15 protein-coding genes are annotated in these 14,156 nt (G+C 68.7%); 5 read left to right on the top strand and 10 right to left on the bottom strand.

The features are described 5' to 3' along the window. Positions 1-153: 153 nt before the first annotated feature. From MMG85_RS12735 to MMG85_RS12760, 6 genes are read right to left on the bottom strand one after another with little or no spacing between them, the layout of a single operon-like run. A complete protein-coding gene (locus tag MMG85_RS12735; protein ID WP_241046379.1) occupies positions 154-636 on the bottom strand; it encodes an OsmC family protein in 483 nt (160 codons plus the stop codon). Next, positions 633-1,307, bottom strand: coding sequence for a DUF3365 domain-containing protein (locus MMG85_RS12740; RefSeq protein WP_241046380.1), 675 nt, complete (start codon positions 1,305-1,307; stop codon positions 633-635). Before MMG85_RS12740 ends, MMG85_RS12735 begins: the two co-directional genes overlap by 4 nt. After that, positions 1,304-4,555, bottom strand: coding sequence for an efflux RND transporter permease subunit (locus MMG85_RS12745; RefSeq protein ID WP_241046381.1), 3,252 nt, complete (start codon positions 4,553-4,555; stop codon positions 1,304-1,306). Before MMG85_RS12745 ends, MMG85_RS12740 begins: the two co-directional genes overlap by 4 nt. Position 4,556: 1 nt before the next feature. Then, entirely contained in the window at positions 4,557-5,618 is a 1,062-nt protein-coding gene (locus MMG85_RS12750; protein ID WP_241046382.1) for an efflux RND transporter periplasmic adaptor subunit, read from the bottom strand. Positions 5,619-5,647: 29 nt separating this feature from the next. Then, positions 5,648-5,851: a DUF2892 domain-containing protein gene (locus MMG85_RS12755; protein WP_142125131.1), complete on the bottom strand. Its 204-nt coding sequence runs from the start codon at positions 5,849-5,851 to the stop codon at positions 5,648-5,650. A 34-nt stretch (positions 5,852-5,885) separates the two neighbouring features. Continuing rightward, on the bottom strand, positions 5,886-7,157 hold the full coding sequence (locus MMG85_RS12760; protein WP_241046383.1) for an FAD-dependent oxidoreductase: 1,272 nt from the start codon (positions 7,155-7,157) through the stop codon (positions 5,886-5,888). Positions 7,158-7,264: 107 nt separating this feature from the next. Here MMG85_RS12760 and MMG85_RS12765 point away from each other — a divergent pair, with 107 nt between their 5' ends. From MMG85_RS12765 to MMG85_RS12785, 5 genes are all read left to right on the top strand, one after another. Beyond that, positions 7,265-7,654, top strand: a complete 390-nt coding sequence (locus MMG85_RS12765; RefSeq protein WP_241046384.1) for a rhodanese-like domain-containing protein — start codon at positions 7,265-7,267, stop codon at positions 7,652-7,654. Continuing rightward, positions 7,651-8,010 (top strand): metalloregulator ArsR/SmtB family transcription factor, encoded by a 360-nt coding sequence (locus tag MMG85_RS12770; RefSeq protein WP_241046385.1) that lies wholly within the window; start codon positions 7,651-7,653, stop codon positions 8,008-8,010. Before MMG85_RS12765 ends, MMG85_RS12770 begins: the two co-directional genes overlap by 4 nt. Beyond that, positions 8,007-8,372 carry a rhodanese-like domain-containing protein gene (locus tag MMG85_RS12775; protein WP_241046386.1) on the top strand — a complete coding sequence of 122 codons (366 nt, stop codon included), beginning with the start codon at positions 8,007-8,009 and terminating at the stop codon, positions 8,370-8,372. The genes MMG85_RS12770 and MMG85_RS12775 overlap by 4 nt, the downstream gene beginning before the upstream one ends. Before the next feature lie 21 nt (positions 8,373-8,393). After that, positions 8,394-8,750 (top strand): carboxymuconolactone decarboxylase family protein, encoded by a 357-nt coding sequence (locus tag MMG85_RS12780; protein WP_241046387.1) that lies wholly within the window; start codon positions 8,394-8,396, stop codon positions 8,748-8,750. A 76-nt stretch (positions 8,751-8,826) separates the two neighbouring features. After that, positions 8,827-9,687 (top strand): MBL fold metallo-hydrolase, encoded by an 861-nt coding sequence (locus MMG85_RS12785; RefSeq protein ID WP_241046388.1) that lies wholly within the window; start codon positions 8,827-8,829, stop codon positions 9,685-9,687. A gap of 6 nt (positions 9,688-9,693) precedes the next feature. On the opposite strand, the gene MMG85_RS12790 is transcribed toward MMG85_RS12785, so the two are convergent. The 4 genes from MMG85_RS12790 to MMG85_RS12805 all read right to left on the bottom strand — a co-directional run bounded on the left by MMG85_RS12790 (position 9,694) and on the right by MMG85_RS12805 (position 14,020). Further along, positions 9,694-10,431, bottom strand: a complete 738-nt coding sequence (locus MMG85_RS12790) for a murein L,D-transpeptidase catalytic domain family protein (protein ID WP_277399874.1) — start codon at positions 10,429-10,431, stop codon at positions 9,694-9,696. 55 nt (positions 10,432-10,486) lie between these two features. Next, on the bottom strand, positions 10,487-11,527 hold the full coding sequence (locus tag MMG85_RS12795; protein WP_241046389.1) for a L,D-transpeptidase: 1,041 nt from the start codon (positions 11,525-11,527) through the stop codon (positions 10,487-10,489). Between the two features lie 216 nt (positions 11,528-11,743). Next, a complete protein-coding gene (thrC, locus tag MMG85_RS12800; RefSeq protein WP_241046390.1) occupies positions 11,744-13,033 on the bottom strand; it encodes a threonine synthase in 1,290 nt (429 codons plus the stop codon). Positions 13,034-13,090: 57 nt separating this feature from the next. Next, on the bottom strand, positions 13,091-14,020 hold the full coding sequence (locus MMG85_RS12805) for a homoserine kinase (protein ID WP_241046391.1): 930 nt from the start codon (positions 14,018-14,020) through the stop codon (positions 13,091-13,093). Positions 14,021-14,156 lie beyond the last annotated feature (136 nt).

A 14,156-nucleotide genomic window follows, 5' to 3' on the forward strand; every position in this document is an offset into this window, starting at 1 on the left:
CCGACCGCCGGCGGCGATCCGGGGGCGCAAGGCTTGCCGGCCTCCTCCCTTCTCCTGTGGGAGCGACGTAAGTCGCGATGAAGCCTTACCGGTGGCCCATCGCGACTTACGTCGCTCCCACAAGAGCAGCCCCAGCCCGCCTCCACCCACAGCTCAGGACTCGCCCTGCGCCGTCCGCGCGGTGCCGTGCAGTTGCACGCCATCGGCGTCGGTGATGCTGACCGACACCTCGATGCCGTGGCGGACGCTCTCGGTCACCACGCAGAAGTTCTCGAACTGGGCCAGGATGCGCTCCAGCGAGGCATGCGCCGTGCCGGCCTCCGCCAACTGGATATCGGCATGGATGTGGCCCACGCGCAGCCTGCCCTGCTCGTTGCGCACCAGTTCCGCCGTGGCGTGGGTCACCAGCTTGCCGGGCGTGTTCTTGAACTTGCGCAGCGCGAACAGCAGGCTGGCGGACAGGCAGTTGGCCACCGCCGACACCAGCAGCCGCGTCGGATTCGGACCCTCGCCCTTGCCCAGCGGCGGGGGTTCGTCGGCCATCAGGTCGGCGATGGTGGTGTCGTCGAAACGGATGCGGAAGCTGTAGTCCTCTTCCTGCTCCAGGGTGATGCGGATCGGTGCGTCGGTGCTCATCGCGTAGCCTCGTCGGGGGTGGGGGCAGCGGCGGGCACTTCGACCCACAGCCCGCCGCGCAGGTCGCCCACCACGAAACCGGTGGCCGCATCGTCAGGATAATGCGTCGCGATGGCCTCGCGGACCTGCGGGGCCAGCTGCATGCCATGGCAGGCCAGGCAGCCGGGCTCGGTGGCGATGCCGCGCATCACGCGCAACGCGACGCCCTCGGGAAGATCTTCGCGGATCACTGACACCTGCTCGGCGGCGGGCGCGCCCGCCAGGACGGCCTGCTGGAAAGCCTCCAGCGTGGCGAGCTGCCAACCTTCGGCGGCCTGTCCGGCGTTGCGGTGACGCCCGGGCAGCGCGACGCGGCCCAGGCGCACGCCGTGCTCGGCCATCACCGCGTCCGCGATGGCCGGCGCCTCGGCCTGGCAGACCTCGACGGCAGCGGTGGGTCCGCCGGTCTGCATCGCGGCCTGCAGGCGGCCGCGCAGGCGACCGCTGAAGGCCTGGGCCGCCGCCTTCGCGCGGTCGAGATCCGGATCGGCTGACGACAGGGGCGGCGGCGTATCGACCGCCCGCCCTGTAGCGGCGCCCCGGCCGCCGTCACCGGCTGTGGATGTGCAGGCGCCAGCGGCGCCCGCCAGACATGCCGCCCACAGCAGCCGACGGAGGTTTGGAGCACTCATGCGGCCGCCGGCTTGTGTGCGCGATGTTTCAGCCCGTAGTACAGCAGTGGAATCACCACCAGCGTCAGCACCGTGGACACCAGGATGCCGAAGATCAGCGAGATCGCCAGACCATTGAAGATGGGATCGTCCAGGATGAAGAACGCGCCCGCCATCGCGGCCAGTGCGGTCAGTGCGATCGGTTGCGCGCGCACCGCGCACGCATCGACGACCGCAGACTCCAGCGTCTGCCCGCGCTCGATCAGATGGTTGATGAAGTCCACCAGCAGGATCGAGTTGCGCACGATGATGCCCGCCAGCGCGATCATGCCGATCATGCTGGTGGCCGTGAACTGCGCGCCCAGCAGGGCATGGCCCGGCATCACGCCGATCACGGTCAACGGGATGGGCGCCATGATCACCAGCGGCACCACGTAGTTGCGGAAGTAGGCCACCACCAGCAGGTAGATCAACACCATGCCGGCCGCATAGGCGATGCCCATGTCGCGGAAGGTCTCGTAGGTGATCTGCCACTCGCCATCCCACTTGATGCCGAAGGCGGTGGTGTCGGGGGGCTGCCGGATGAAGAACTGCGCCACCTGCTGTCCGTCGATGGCGTTGTCGGCGATCTGGCCGACCAGGTCGAACATGCCGTACAGCGGACTGTCGACGGTCCCGCTCTCGTCGCCCATCACGTACACCACCGGCAGCAGGTCCTTGTGGTGGATGGCGCCATCCCACCATGTGGAGCGCGCCTGCACCAGTTCCGACAACGGCACCAGTTGGCCCTTGCCGCCGCGTACCCGCAGCGCCAGAACTCCGTCGAGCGAAGCCTGGTCGGCCACCGGCAGGCGCAGGCGGATGGGGCGCGGATACTTGGAGCCGCCATCGATCACATGGGTCGCGTCCAGCCCCGACAGGCCGGCGGCGATCGTCTCGGTGATCGCCGACTGCGGCACGCCAAGGCGCGCAGCGCGCAAACGGTCGATCACCAGTATGTCGCGGCGCGCATCGGCTTCCACGCTGGTATCCACGTCGACGATGCCGTCGGTGGCCAGGAATCGCTGCTCGAGCGCCCGCGCCACCTGCCGCTGACGGGCGTAGTCGGGCCCGTATACTTCGGCGACGATCGGCGACAGCACGGGCGGCCCCGGCGGCACTTCGACCACCTTGACCGACGCGCCGTGGCGACGGCCGATCGCGTCCACCTGCGGGCGCAGGGCGACGGCGATCTCGTGGCTCTTGCGGTCGCGGTCGTGGCGGTCCACGAGATTCACCTGCAGGTCGCCGACGTTCGCACCCTCGCGCAGGTAGTACTGCCGCACCAGTCCGTTGAAGTTGATCGGTGCTGCCGTGCCGGCATAGCCCTGGTAGTGCAGGACTTCCGGCGTACGGTCCAGCACGCCGGCCAGTTCGGCCAGCAGGGCGTTGGTGTCCTCCAGCGCGCGACCTTCGGGCAGATCGACCACGATCTGCAGTTCGGACTTGTTGTCGAACGGCAACATCTTCAGCACCACCAGCTTGAACATCGCCAGGCTGGCGGCCAGCGCCACCAGCACGACCATGGCGATGAACAACAGGCGCCGGCGCCGGGCACCCGCGCCGGCATCCAGGAACGGCGACATCACGCGTTCGAACAGGCGGTGCAAGCGCGCCGCCATCGTGCCTTCCGCATGCCCGTGGGCAGCGCCCTCATCCGCGTGCGCGACCGCATGCCGCTTGAGCAGCTTCAACGACAGCCACGGTGTAACCACCAGCGCGATCATCAGCGACAGCAGCATGCCGACCGACGCGTTGATCGGAATGGGCCGCATGTATGGTCCCATCAGGCCGCTGACGAAGGCCATGGGCATCAGCGCCGCGATCACGGTGAAGGTGGCCAGAATGGTCGGACCGCCCACTTCGTCCACTGCCGGCGGAATGGCCTCCGCCAGCGACTTGCCGCCCTGCGCCATGTGCCGGTGGATGTTCTCGACCACCACGATGGCATCATCCACCAGGATGCCGATGGAGAAGATCAGCGCAAACAGCGAGACGCGATTGAGGGTGAATCCCATCGCCCACGACGCAAACAGCGTGACCGCCAGCGTCAGCACCACCGCGCTGCCGATCACGATGGCCTCGCGGCGGCCCAGCGCGAACAGCACCAGCAGCACCACCGAGCCGGTGGCGAAGACCAGCTTCTTGATCAGCGTCTGCGCCTTGTCGCTGGCGGTGAGGCCATAGTCGCGCGTGGTCTCCACCTGGATGCCGTCGGGAATCACGGTGCCCCGCAAGGCCTCCACCCGCGCCAGCGCGGCGGAGGTGATGTCGGCCGCATTGCTGCCCGGCTTCTTGGCGATGGCCAGTGTCACCGCCGGGGCCATGCCAGTGGAGGGCCCGGCGCGTTTCGGCGGCACGCCGTGCCAGACATAACTCGAGGGCGCGTCAGCGGCATCGCTGACCGTCGCCACGTCTTCCAGCCGCACCGGCTGGCCACCCGCCACGCCCAGCACCAGGCCGGCCACGTCCGCGCGGTCGGCCAGGAACTGGCCGGACGTCACCTGCACCACCCCATCCGTACCGACGCGCTCGCCTGCCTGGCGCGCCAGGTTGGCAGCCTGCAGCGCTGAAGAAAGATCGTTTACCGCCAGGCCATGGCTGGTCAGGCGCGCCGCATCGAGCTGCACCATCACCGCACGCTCCGGCGCGCCGAGGGTGAACACGTCGCGTGTGCCGGGGATGCGCTTGAGTTCGGTTTCCAGCGTGTGGGCCACCTCCGCCAGGTCGCGTGCGCCACGCTGCGGATCGTCCGTCCACAGGGTCAGCGCCATCACCGGCACGTCGTCGATGCCTTTTGGCTTGACGATGGGCTGGCCCACACCGAGGTTCGCCGGCATCCAGTCCTGGTTCGAGAACACCTTGTCGTACAGGCGCACCAACGCGGGCTGTCGCTTGACCCCCACTTCGAACTCCACCGTCAGCACCGCCATGCCGGGCCGGCTGATCGAATACGTGTGTTTGATCTCCTCGATCTCGGACAGCTTCTGCTCCAGTGGATAGGTCACCATCTGCTCGACCTGGCGTGCATCCGCGCCCGGGAACGGCACGATGACGTTGGCCATGGTGACGTCGATCTGCGGCTCTTCCTCGCGCGGCGTGATCATCACCGCCACCAGCCCCAACAGCAGGCCAAGCAGCGCGAGGATGGGCGTCAGCGGATTGGCCTGGAAGCTGCGCGCGATGCGGCCGGAGATGCCCAGTCGCGGCGGTGACGTCAGCGGTGCCATGTCAGCGCTCCTTGCGCGCGGCGACCAGCGCCTGCTGCGCGGCCACCGGATCGGCGGCGACGGCGTCGCCGGGCTTGAGTCCCGAGATCACGTCGACATGCTCGGCAGCGACATCACCCAACCTGACCTGGCGCAGCGAAAGCCGGCCGTCGACGAGCACGTAGACGGCCGTCACCTCTCCGCGACGCACCAGCGCGCTGGCGGGCACGCGGGGGAACGCGGCGCCTTTCACCGCTGGAAACGCCACCTTGGCAGTAACCCCCGGTTGCGGCGGCGCATCGAGCGCGGGAAGTTGCACGCGTACGCGCACGGCATGGGTAGACGCGTCGGCCGCGGGAAAGACGGTGACGTCATCGGCCTCGATCTGTCGCCCACTGTCCAGGGTGACGGTGGCCACCGGGGCGGCGCGTATCGCCTCGGCTTCGGACTGGGGCACGGCGACGTCGATGCGCAACGCACCCGGTGCGAACACGGTCATCAGGGTCTGACCGACACCCACGCTCTCGCCAGGTTCGACATCGCGGGTGGCGACGATGCCCGCATAGGGCGCACGGATGGTGGTGTAGTCGGTCTGCTGGCCGGCATTCGCCAACTGGGCACGAGCGGCATCGCGCGCGGCGAGGGCCGAGTCGCGCGCCATCCGAGCCTGGTCCAGCTGGGCCCGGGAGACGAACTGGTCTTTCGCCAGGTCGGCGAAGCGCCGGTAGTTGGCATCCGCCTCGGTCGCGGATGCTTCGGCCGCGCGCACTTGGGCGCGGGCGGCGTCGACACCGGATTGCTGCTCGACCGCACTGAGCCGCACAAGCACATCGCCAGCGGCCACGAGATCGTTGACATCGCGCGACACGGCGATGACGCGCCCGTTCGTCTGCGCCGACAGCGTGGCCTGCCGCACGGCCTCCACCACGCCTTCCCAGGCGCGACCGTTCGCCGCGTCGGCGGCACGCACCTGGAAAGTCTGCAATCCGTCGATGCGTGCCGGAGGCGCGACGGGCTCTTCATGCACGCACGCGGCGAGCGTGACCACCAGCAGCAGCAGCGGCAACAACAGGCGCGACGACATCACGATGCGGCTCACGGCAGGCCTCGCGCTCACTTGAATGCGCAGCCGGCGCGCACGCCCAGCTTGCGGAAGACGATGGCCGCCGGACAGAAGCCGGTGACACTGGCCTGCAGCATGTTCACGCCGATGAAGACGGTGAACCACAGCCACAGCGGCGAAACGAAGTGGGCCAGCGCCAGGCTGGCGAGGGTCATCACGCCGGCGAAGGCGAGGACGGCACGGTCGAGGTTCATGGGGTGTTCTCCGGAAAGGTTTCGGGGGCGGGCATCAGCGGGTGCGCATGATGCCGAGCAGCTTGAGGACGTACTTCTCGTAGATCGGTTCGGTGTTGCCGGACTTCATCTTCATCAGGAAGTACTTCTCGAACGCGACCTTGGCCACGTGCACCCACTTGCCGACCTTGGCCCAGGTGACGTTGCGGGGCGGCATCTGCGGCAGTGCCACGAAGGCGGCGCCGGTGTCGCCCATGTCGGCCAGGCAGATCGCGTTCCAGGTGGCTTCGGCCGTGGCGGGCGTACCGGCCAGTTCGGCCTGGATGTTGTGCGCCACGGCGGTCACCATGGACTCGATCATGAAGCCGGTCTTCGGCGCGCCCGTCGGCACGGGCGTAGCCTCCACCGGCGGGATGGCAACGCACACGCCGAGCGAGAAAATGTTGGGATAGGCGGGGTTGCGCTGGTGCTTGTCGATCAGGATGAAGCCGCGCGGATTGCACAGCCCCTCGCACTGGCGCACGGCCGGCACGCCGGTGAACGCAGGCAGCACCATCGAATACGTGAACGGCAGCGTATGCGCCTTCTTCGGCTGGCCGGCGTCGTTCATTTCGGACACGTCCATCTCGCCGTCGCGCACCGCCGTGATCTTCGCGTTGGTGATCCACCGGATGTGGCGTTGGCGGAATTCCGATTCCATCAGGCCTTTGGAGTCGCCGACACCTCCAAGACCCATGTGTCCGACGTACGGTTCCGGGCTCACGTAGGTGATCGGCACCTTGTCGCGCAGCTTGCGCTTGCGCAGGTCGCTGTCGAGGATCATCGCGAATTCGTACGCCGGACCGAAGCAGCTGGCCATCGGCGCGGCGCCCACGACGACCGGGCCCGGATTTTCGAGGAACGCCTGGTACGCGTGCCACGCAGTGGTCGCATGAGGCGTGGTGCAGATCGACTGGGTGAAGCCACCTTCGGGCCCCAGGCCCGGCACCTCATCGAAGGCCAACCGCGGCCCCGTCGCGATCACCAGATAGTCGTAATCGACGTAGCGCCCGTCGCGCAGCAGCACGCGGTTGTCGCCCGGTTCGACCCTCTCGGCGCCGGCGCCCTCGAACGCTATCTTCTTCTTCGCCAGATAGCGGGCGACCGGCATCTCGACATCGGACGGCTTGCGCCAGCCCACGGCGACCCAGGGATTGGACGGCGTGAACGAGAAACGATCGCCCTCGCCGATCACGGTGATCTCCGGGCCCTGGCCAAGCGTGCCGCGCAGTTCGTACGCGGCACTCATGCCGCCGATGCCTGCACCCAGTACGACGATGCGTGCCATGTCTTCCCCTCCAGGTCGGATGGCGCCCCCGGCGGGAATGCCGGTCGACTTGCAATTCAAATTAGCATTTACTAATATTAGAGTCAACTAATGTATTGGAGACACCCATGGCACGCTCCGTCCAGGATCTGGTCGCCGAGGCTCGTGGCCGCATCGAAGAGATCGCGCCCGACCAACTCGCCGTTGACGAACACAGCATCGTGATCGATGTACGCGAGCCCGCGGAGTACGCGCAGGGCCACCTGCCTGGCGCCATCAACCTGCCCCGCGGTGTGCTGGAGTTCCAGATCCACGCACATCCGGCGATGGCCTGCGCCACCAGCGAGGCACTGGCTGCCCCCGATCGCGACGTGGTGCTCTATTGCCTGACCGGAGGCCGCTCCGCGCTTGCGGCCGACAGCCTGCAGGCGCTCGGCTTTTCGCATGTCCGCTCGCTTGCCGGCGGCCTCACCGCATGGCGCAATGGAGGCCTGCCCCTGACCACGGAGTCCGCATGACCGGCAACCCTCCCACGCCCACGTTCGACATCGCCGCCATGCAGGCGCATGCGGGCGACGCCGCGCAACTGCTCAAGGCGCTCGCCAACGAGAAGCGCCTGCAGATCCTGTGCCTGCTGGCTTCGGGCGAGCGCTCGGTGGGCGAGATAAACGCCCTGCTCGACCTGAGCCAGTCGGCGCTGTCGCAGCACTTGGCCGTGCTGCGCGAAGAAAGTCTGGTGCAGGCACGACGCGAGGCGCAGAACGTGATCTATACGCTGATGCCGGGACCGGCGGCAGAGGTCATGCAGACGCTCCATGGCATTTATTGCGCCCCCGCCGTGTCGCCGCGCAAGGGTGCAAGGATATCCCGATGATCGCGCTGCTCAAGGCCCTGTTCGGCGTTGGAGCCCCGCAGGTTTCGCCGCGTGATGCCGTGCAACGGATGAACCAGGGCGCGGCGCTCGTTGACGTGCGCGAAGCGGGCGAGTTCGCCGCGGGGCATGTGCGGGGCGCGTACCACATCCCGCTCGGCGACCTGCGAGCCGGCGGCCCCGCGCTGCTGGACGCCCACCTTCCGGCCGCCACGACCGAGATCCTGCTGATCTGCCAGAGCGGCATGCGGTCGCGTCTTGCGCAGTCGGGCCTGGTGGGCAAGGACGCACGCACCTATCTGAACATCGCCGGCGGCATGTCCGCGTGGCGCGCCGAAGGCCCGCCGGTATCCCAGCAAGGCTGACCCTCCGCTATCGAGAATCCCATGTCCAGTGCAGATCGCTACCAGGAGCTGACCACGCGCATCAACCGCGACCTCGCTCCCTTCCGCACAGCCGCACCCGCGGTGATGCAGGGCTTCGGCGCCATGGCGCGTGGCGCGATGGCCGCCGGTGCGCTGGATGAGAAGACCAAGGAACTGATCGCCATGGCCATCGGCGTGGCGTCGCGCTGCGATGGCTGCCTCGGCTTCCACGCCAAGGCGCTCGTACGGCTGGGCGCCACGCCGGAGGAGTTCCACGAAATGTTGGGCGTCGCCGTCTATATGGGCGGTGGTCCCTCGCTGATGTACGCCGCGCACGCGCTGGAAGCCTTCGAGGAGTTCTCCGCGAGGGCCACCTGATCGCGCTTGGCCGCATGCCATGCGACTGCGATCATGGGCGCTGCCGCCCACCCGGCCCAAATCCAGGAGCGACGCAATGACCCGTCCCCGTGTGCATGCGCAATTCGACGAGGCGACCAACACCATCACCTACGTGGTCTGGGACCCGGCCACGCGCCACGCCGCGATCATCGATCCGGTGCTGGATTACGACCACCGCTCCGGCCGCGCCTCGCACCGCGCGGCGGACACCCTGCTCGGTTTCATCGCCGATCACGACCTGACGGTGCACTGGATCCTGGAAACGCACGCGCACGCCGACCATCTCAGCGCGGCGCCGTACCTGAAGGAGAAGACCGGCGCCCCGGTCGGCATCGGCGAACACATTACCGAGGTGCAGCGCACGTTCGCGCCGGTGTTCGGACTGGATGATGTCAGTGGCGATGGCCGCGAGTTCGACCACCTATTCCGCGATGGCGAGACGTTCCCGCTCGGTGAGCTGCAGGTCGAGGTGATCCACACCCCCGGCCACACGCCGGCCTGCGTGTCCTATCGGATCGGCGATGCGGTGTTCGTCGGCGACACGCTGTTCATGCCCGACTACGGCACCGCGCGCGCGGACTTCCCCGGCGGTGATGCGCGCACGCTGTACCGTTCGATCCAGAAACTGCTGGCGCTGCCGCCGCAGACCACGTTGTACCTGTGCCACGACTACAAGGCGCCGGGGCGCGACCACTACGCCTGGCAAACCACGGTGGCCGACGAGAAGGCCGGCAACGTGCACGTCGGTGGCGAGGTGGACGAAGACAGCTTCGTCGCCATGCGCGAAGCGCGCGATGCGACGCTGCCGGCACCGACGCTGCTGCTGCCGTCACTGCAGGTCAACATCCGCGCCGGCCATCTGCCGGCGCCGGAGGACAACGGGCGACGCTATCTGAAAATTCCGCTCGAGCTCTGACCGCCGTCATCCGCCCGGCGCGGGCGATGCGGGGTGGGCGGCGACACCGCTCCCGCAGTCGGCGCCCAGCAGGCGCGACTGTTTCAGCCAGGCGGGATCGGGGTAGTAGGCGAACAGGAACGAGCCGCCACGGATGCTGTCGATCAGCGGCTTGGCCACAGCCGTACCGACCGCCGGACAACCCAGGCTGCGGCCGAGGCGCCCTTGCGCGCGCACCAGCGCATCGCTGACGTAGGGCGCACCGTGGATGACGATGGCGCGCTCGCGCGCCTTGTCGTTGAATCCGGGTTCCAGCCCCTGCAGGCGCAGCGAGTAACCGTTCGCGCCGCTGTACGACTCTTGCGTGACGAACGCCCCCAGGCTGGACATGTAGCTGCCGGTGACGTTGGAGAAACGCGTGGCGAGGTTCTCGCCGGTGTTGCGCCCGTGCGCGACGCGTTCCTCGAACAGCAGGCGGGCGGCCTCCAGGTCGAACACCCACAGGCGCGGCTGGGTGGATGGCCGTGAATAGTCGATCACGCTGAGCCGGCGCATCGGCACGGGCTCGCCGCGCCGGATCGAGCACGTCATCGCGTGCGCCGCCATCGACAGCACCTCGCGGTCGAGCGATGGCGCCGCACGGTGCAGCCGCTCGACCAGGCGCTCGGGGGACGCGACGGCGGTTGAGCCGGCGTACGCAGCGCCGGCCTGCGAGAGGGCCGTCGCGGCGATGCAAAGCGAAAGCAGGAAGGGGAATCGGTTCATGCGGAGGCCCAGAGATCGGTGAATGGCGCCAGCGTCCCGATTCCGTCCGCAAGGCTCAGCGCGATACCGGGGTGGGGCTGGCTTCGTCCGATTCCAAGACCGGCACGGACGGCTGGTCATCCGGCGTTGCGCGTACGCCCGGCAGGTCGGACAGCAGCACGGTGGTACCGGGCTTCAGCACGCCGTACAGGCGACGCGCGAAATCCTGCGGGATCCAGAACGAATCCCCCAGCGAGCGCAGCGGCGGCATCGGCGCGCCCTCCTCGCCCAGCACGCGATGCGCGACCCAGCGATGCTCCTTCTGCCGGGGGTCGAGCAGGCTGGGGATGTCCTCCATCTCGGTCGTCATCACCAGCAGCACGGTGCCGTTGAGCGCGAAGTCGCGCACCATCTGCAGCGGCGCCGCGCCGATCAGCACCCCGTTGCGCAGCACCGAGACGCGCTGGTCGTACAGGCTGACCAGGATGCTGACCGGACCCTCGGGCGAGGCGGCCTCGTTCCAGTACACCTCGTAGGTTGACAGGTCAGGATGCGCCGCCTGCCCGCCCGACGTGACCGGCGCCAGCACGGCCGGATGCACCAGGCTGGCCGGCGATGCCTTGGCATTGGCCACCACCACCGAATCGCCGAAGCGGGTGATGCCGAACAGCTTCTCGGCGAACGCCTGCGGCAGGCGCACGCAGCCGTGCGATGCCGGATAGCCCGGCAGGTGACCGCCATGCAGGGCGATGCCGTCCCAGGTCAACCGCTGCATGTAGGGCATCGGCGCGTTGTTGTAGAGGTTGGAGCGGTGGTCCTTGTTCTTCTGCAGGATGGTGAACACGCCGGTCGGCGTGTCCTTGCCCGCCTTGCCCGAACTGATGGTCGACACGCCGATGGCGATGCCGTTGCGGTACACGTAGGCGCGCTGCTCATCCAGGCTGACCACCAGCACCACCGGACCCTCGGGCGCGATCTGCGGATACCACAGGAACTCGCCCGGCTTCAGCGCGCGGACATCGGCCTGCGGCACGGCGGATTGCGCGTGCGTGGCGAACGGGGCTGCGGCGGTGATCAGTGCGGCGAGCAGGAGGGCGGGCAGCAGGATGTGCTTCATGGGCAAGAGCTTATCGCAGGCGAGTCATGCATCGAGGATGGCGAAAGCCATCCTGTAGGAGCGACGTCAGTCGCGACCGCGCCCCGATGGCGGTACCCCTGTAGGAATAGGAACGCGCCGCAGCCAGCCCGGAAGGAGAACCACCGGCTTTCCTCGTAGAGGGTGGGCGTGCGGTCGCGACTGACGTCGCTCCTACAGGGGGCGCCTGCAGCCGGACTACGCCAACAGGCGCTCGCGCAAGGCGTCGTAGTCGGCGGGGATCGGGTCGGCGTGCGCGGGACGGGCCAGCAGGGCGGCCAGGGCCGGCGGTACGTCGACCGCGCGCCCGACCAGCGGCTCCACCACGCTCTCGAACTTGGCCGGATGCGCGGTGGCCGCCACCGCCCAATGGCCGCGCTCGCCCTGGGCGCGCAGGTTTTCCAGCACCTTCACGGCGGTCGCCGTGTGCGGGCAATGCACTTCGCCATGGTCGCGGAAGCGGCGCGCGATGACCTCGCGGATGCTCGCGTCGTCAACGCGCGTGGCGGTGAACGCCGCACGCAGCGCCGCGTCGTCGCCCTGGTAGAACCAGCGCAGGCGCTCGAAGTTGCTGGGCGCGCCGACATCCATCGCGTTGGCAAGCGTCGCCACGCTGGCCGCCGGCGCGTAGTCGCCACCGGCGAAGAAGTCGGGCAGCACCTGGTTGGCGTTCGTCGCCAGCGCGATACGACCCAGCGGCACGCCCAGCGTGCGCGCCAGGATCGCCGCCAGCGCGTTGCCCAGGTTGCCGGTCGGGACAACGAGATTCAGCGTCTCGCCGGTCGCCGCGCGATGCGCCAGCGCCGCATGCGCGTAATAGCTCATCTGCGGCAGCAGCCGCCCCAGGCTGATGCTGTTGGCCGAACTCAGCGGCGCCTGCGCCTGCACGTCCGCGTCGTTGAGCGCGCGCTTCACCAGCGCCTGGCAGTCATCGAACGAGCCGGCCACGCGCAGCGCGGTGATGTTGTCGCCGAAGCAGCCCAACTGGTGCGCCTGCCGCGGCGAGACACGACCGTCCGGATACAGCACCACCACCCGCAGGCCGGGCTGGCGATGGAAGGCTGCGGCCACCGCTGCGCCGGTATCGCCTGACGTCGCCACCAGGATGGTCAGCGGCTTCGTTTCACTGCGGCGCAGGCGCGTCATCGCTCCGGCAAGAAAGCGCGCGCCGAAATCCTTGAAGGCCGCCGTGGGGCCATGGAACAGTTCCAGCACATGGTCGCCGGGCGTGCCCAGCGCCCGCAGCGGCGCCGGGAAGTCGAACGCCTCGCGACAGATCGCCGCCAGTTCGCCTTCCAGCGCATCGCCGGCGAAAAACGGCGCCAGCACGGTAGCCGCGGTGTCGGCGATGTCACGGCCGGGGACCAGGTCGCGGGCCGGCGGAAGCGCGTCGGGAACATACAGTCCACCATCGGGCGCCAGTCCGGCGGCGATGGCCTGGCTGAGCGTGGCAGCGGGGGCGGCGTTGCGGGTCGAAATGAAGTTCATGGTCTGCCGTGAAGATGGCGCCGCGCGCGAAGCACGGCGACCGAGATAAGGAAAGAATCAGTTGGCCGGCAGCAGTTCGGCGCCGGTCGCATTGATCGGCGACACCCAGGCCTGGCTGTCGAAACCGGCGGCCGCGAAGGCGGCCTGCACGACGGGCGCCGCCGCTTCCGCCTCAGCGCGCGATTCGAACCAGGCGAACACGCTGGGGCCCGCACCGGAAATGCTGGCGCCCATCGCAGCGGCGTCCAGCGCGGCCTGCTTGGCGGCGGCGAAACCGACGATCAGCGGCGCGCGACGCGGTTCCACCAGCACATCGCGCAGGCCTTCGCGCACCAGCGCGGCATCGCCGGCATGGCAGCCGGCCAGCACCAGCGCCAGGTTAGCGCTCTGCGCCACGAAGTCCTTCAGTTCGTACGCGCCCTGCAACGCCGCGCGCGCACGACGGGTTTCCAGGACCGCCTCCGGGTGCACCAACAGGCTGTGCCAGTGTTCCGGCACCGGCACGCGCACCAGCCGGTCCGCGGTGGACAGCACCAGCCCGCCCAGCAGCATCGGGCCGAGGTTGTCGCCGTGCTTGCCGCCGCTGGCGACGGCTTCGCCGACCAGCGCATACGGATACAGGGCCGCGTGCGTCAGCGGCACCTCCAGCAATGCATTGGCCGCGACCAGGGCGGCCACGCACGACGCGGCAGAACCGCCCATGCCGGAACCGAGCGGGATGCCCTTGTCGATCTCCACCTCGAACCCGAACGGCAGCGCCAACGCGTCGCGCAACGCGATCAGGGCCGCCCCCGCCGTGTTGCCCGGCGCGTCCAGCGGCAGGTCGACGGTGGCACCACGGATCGCCGCGATGCGCACCTCCGGCGCATCGATGCGGCGCACCGTCACCGTGTCGCCAACGCCTTCGATCACATGGCCCAGGATGTCGAACCCCACGCCCACGTTGCCCACCGATGCCGGCGAGAACGCCGTCGCCTGCGTCCTCATGCGGCGGAACTCCTCGTTCGCCCGGTGTAATGGTGAAAAGCGGGTAGACACGGATCGACACGGATACAGGCGGATGAACGCGCCATCGCGAAAGTAGCGGGCACGAAGGCACCCGGCACATCTTTCACACCGGTCG

This window comes from Pseudoxanthomonas sp. LH2527 (assembly GCF_022539275.1).
GTDB lineage: Bacteria > Pseudomonadota > Gammaproteobacteria > Xanthomonadales > Xanthomonadaceae > Pseudoxanthomonas_A.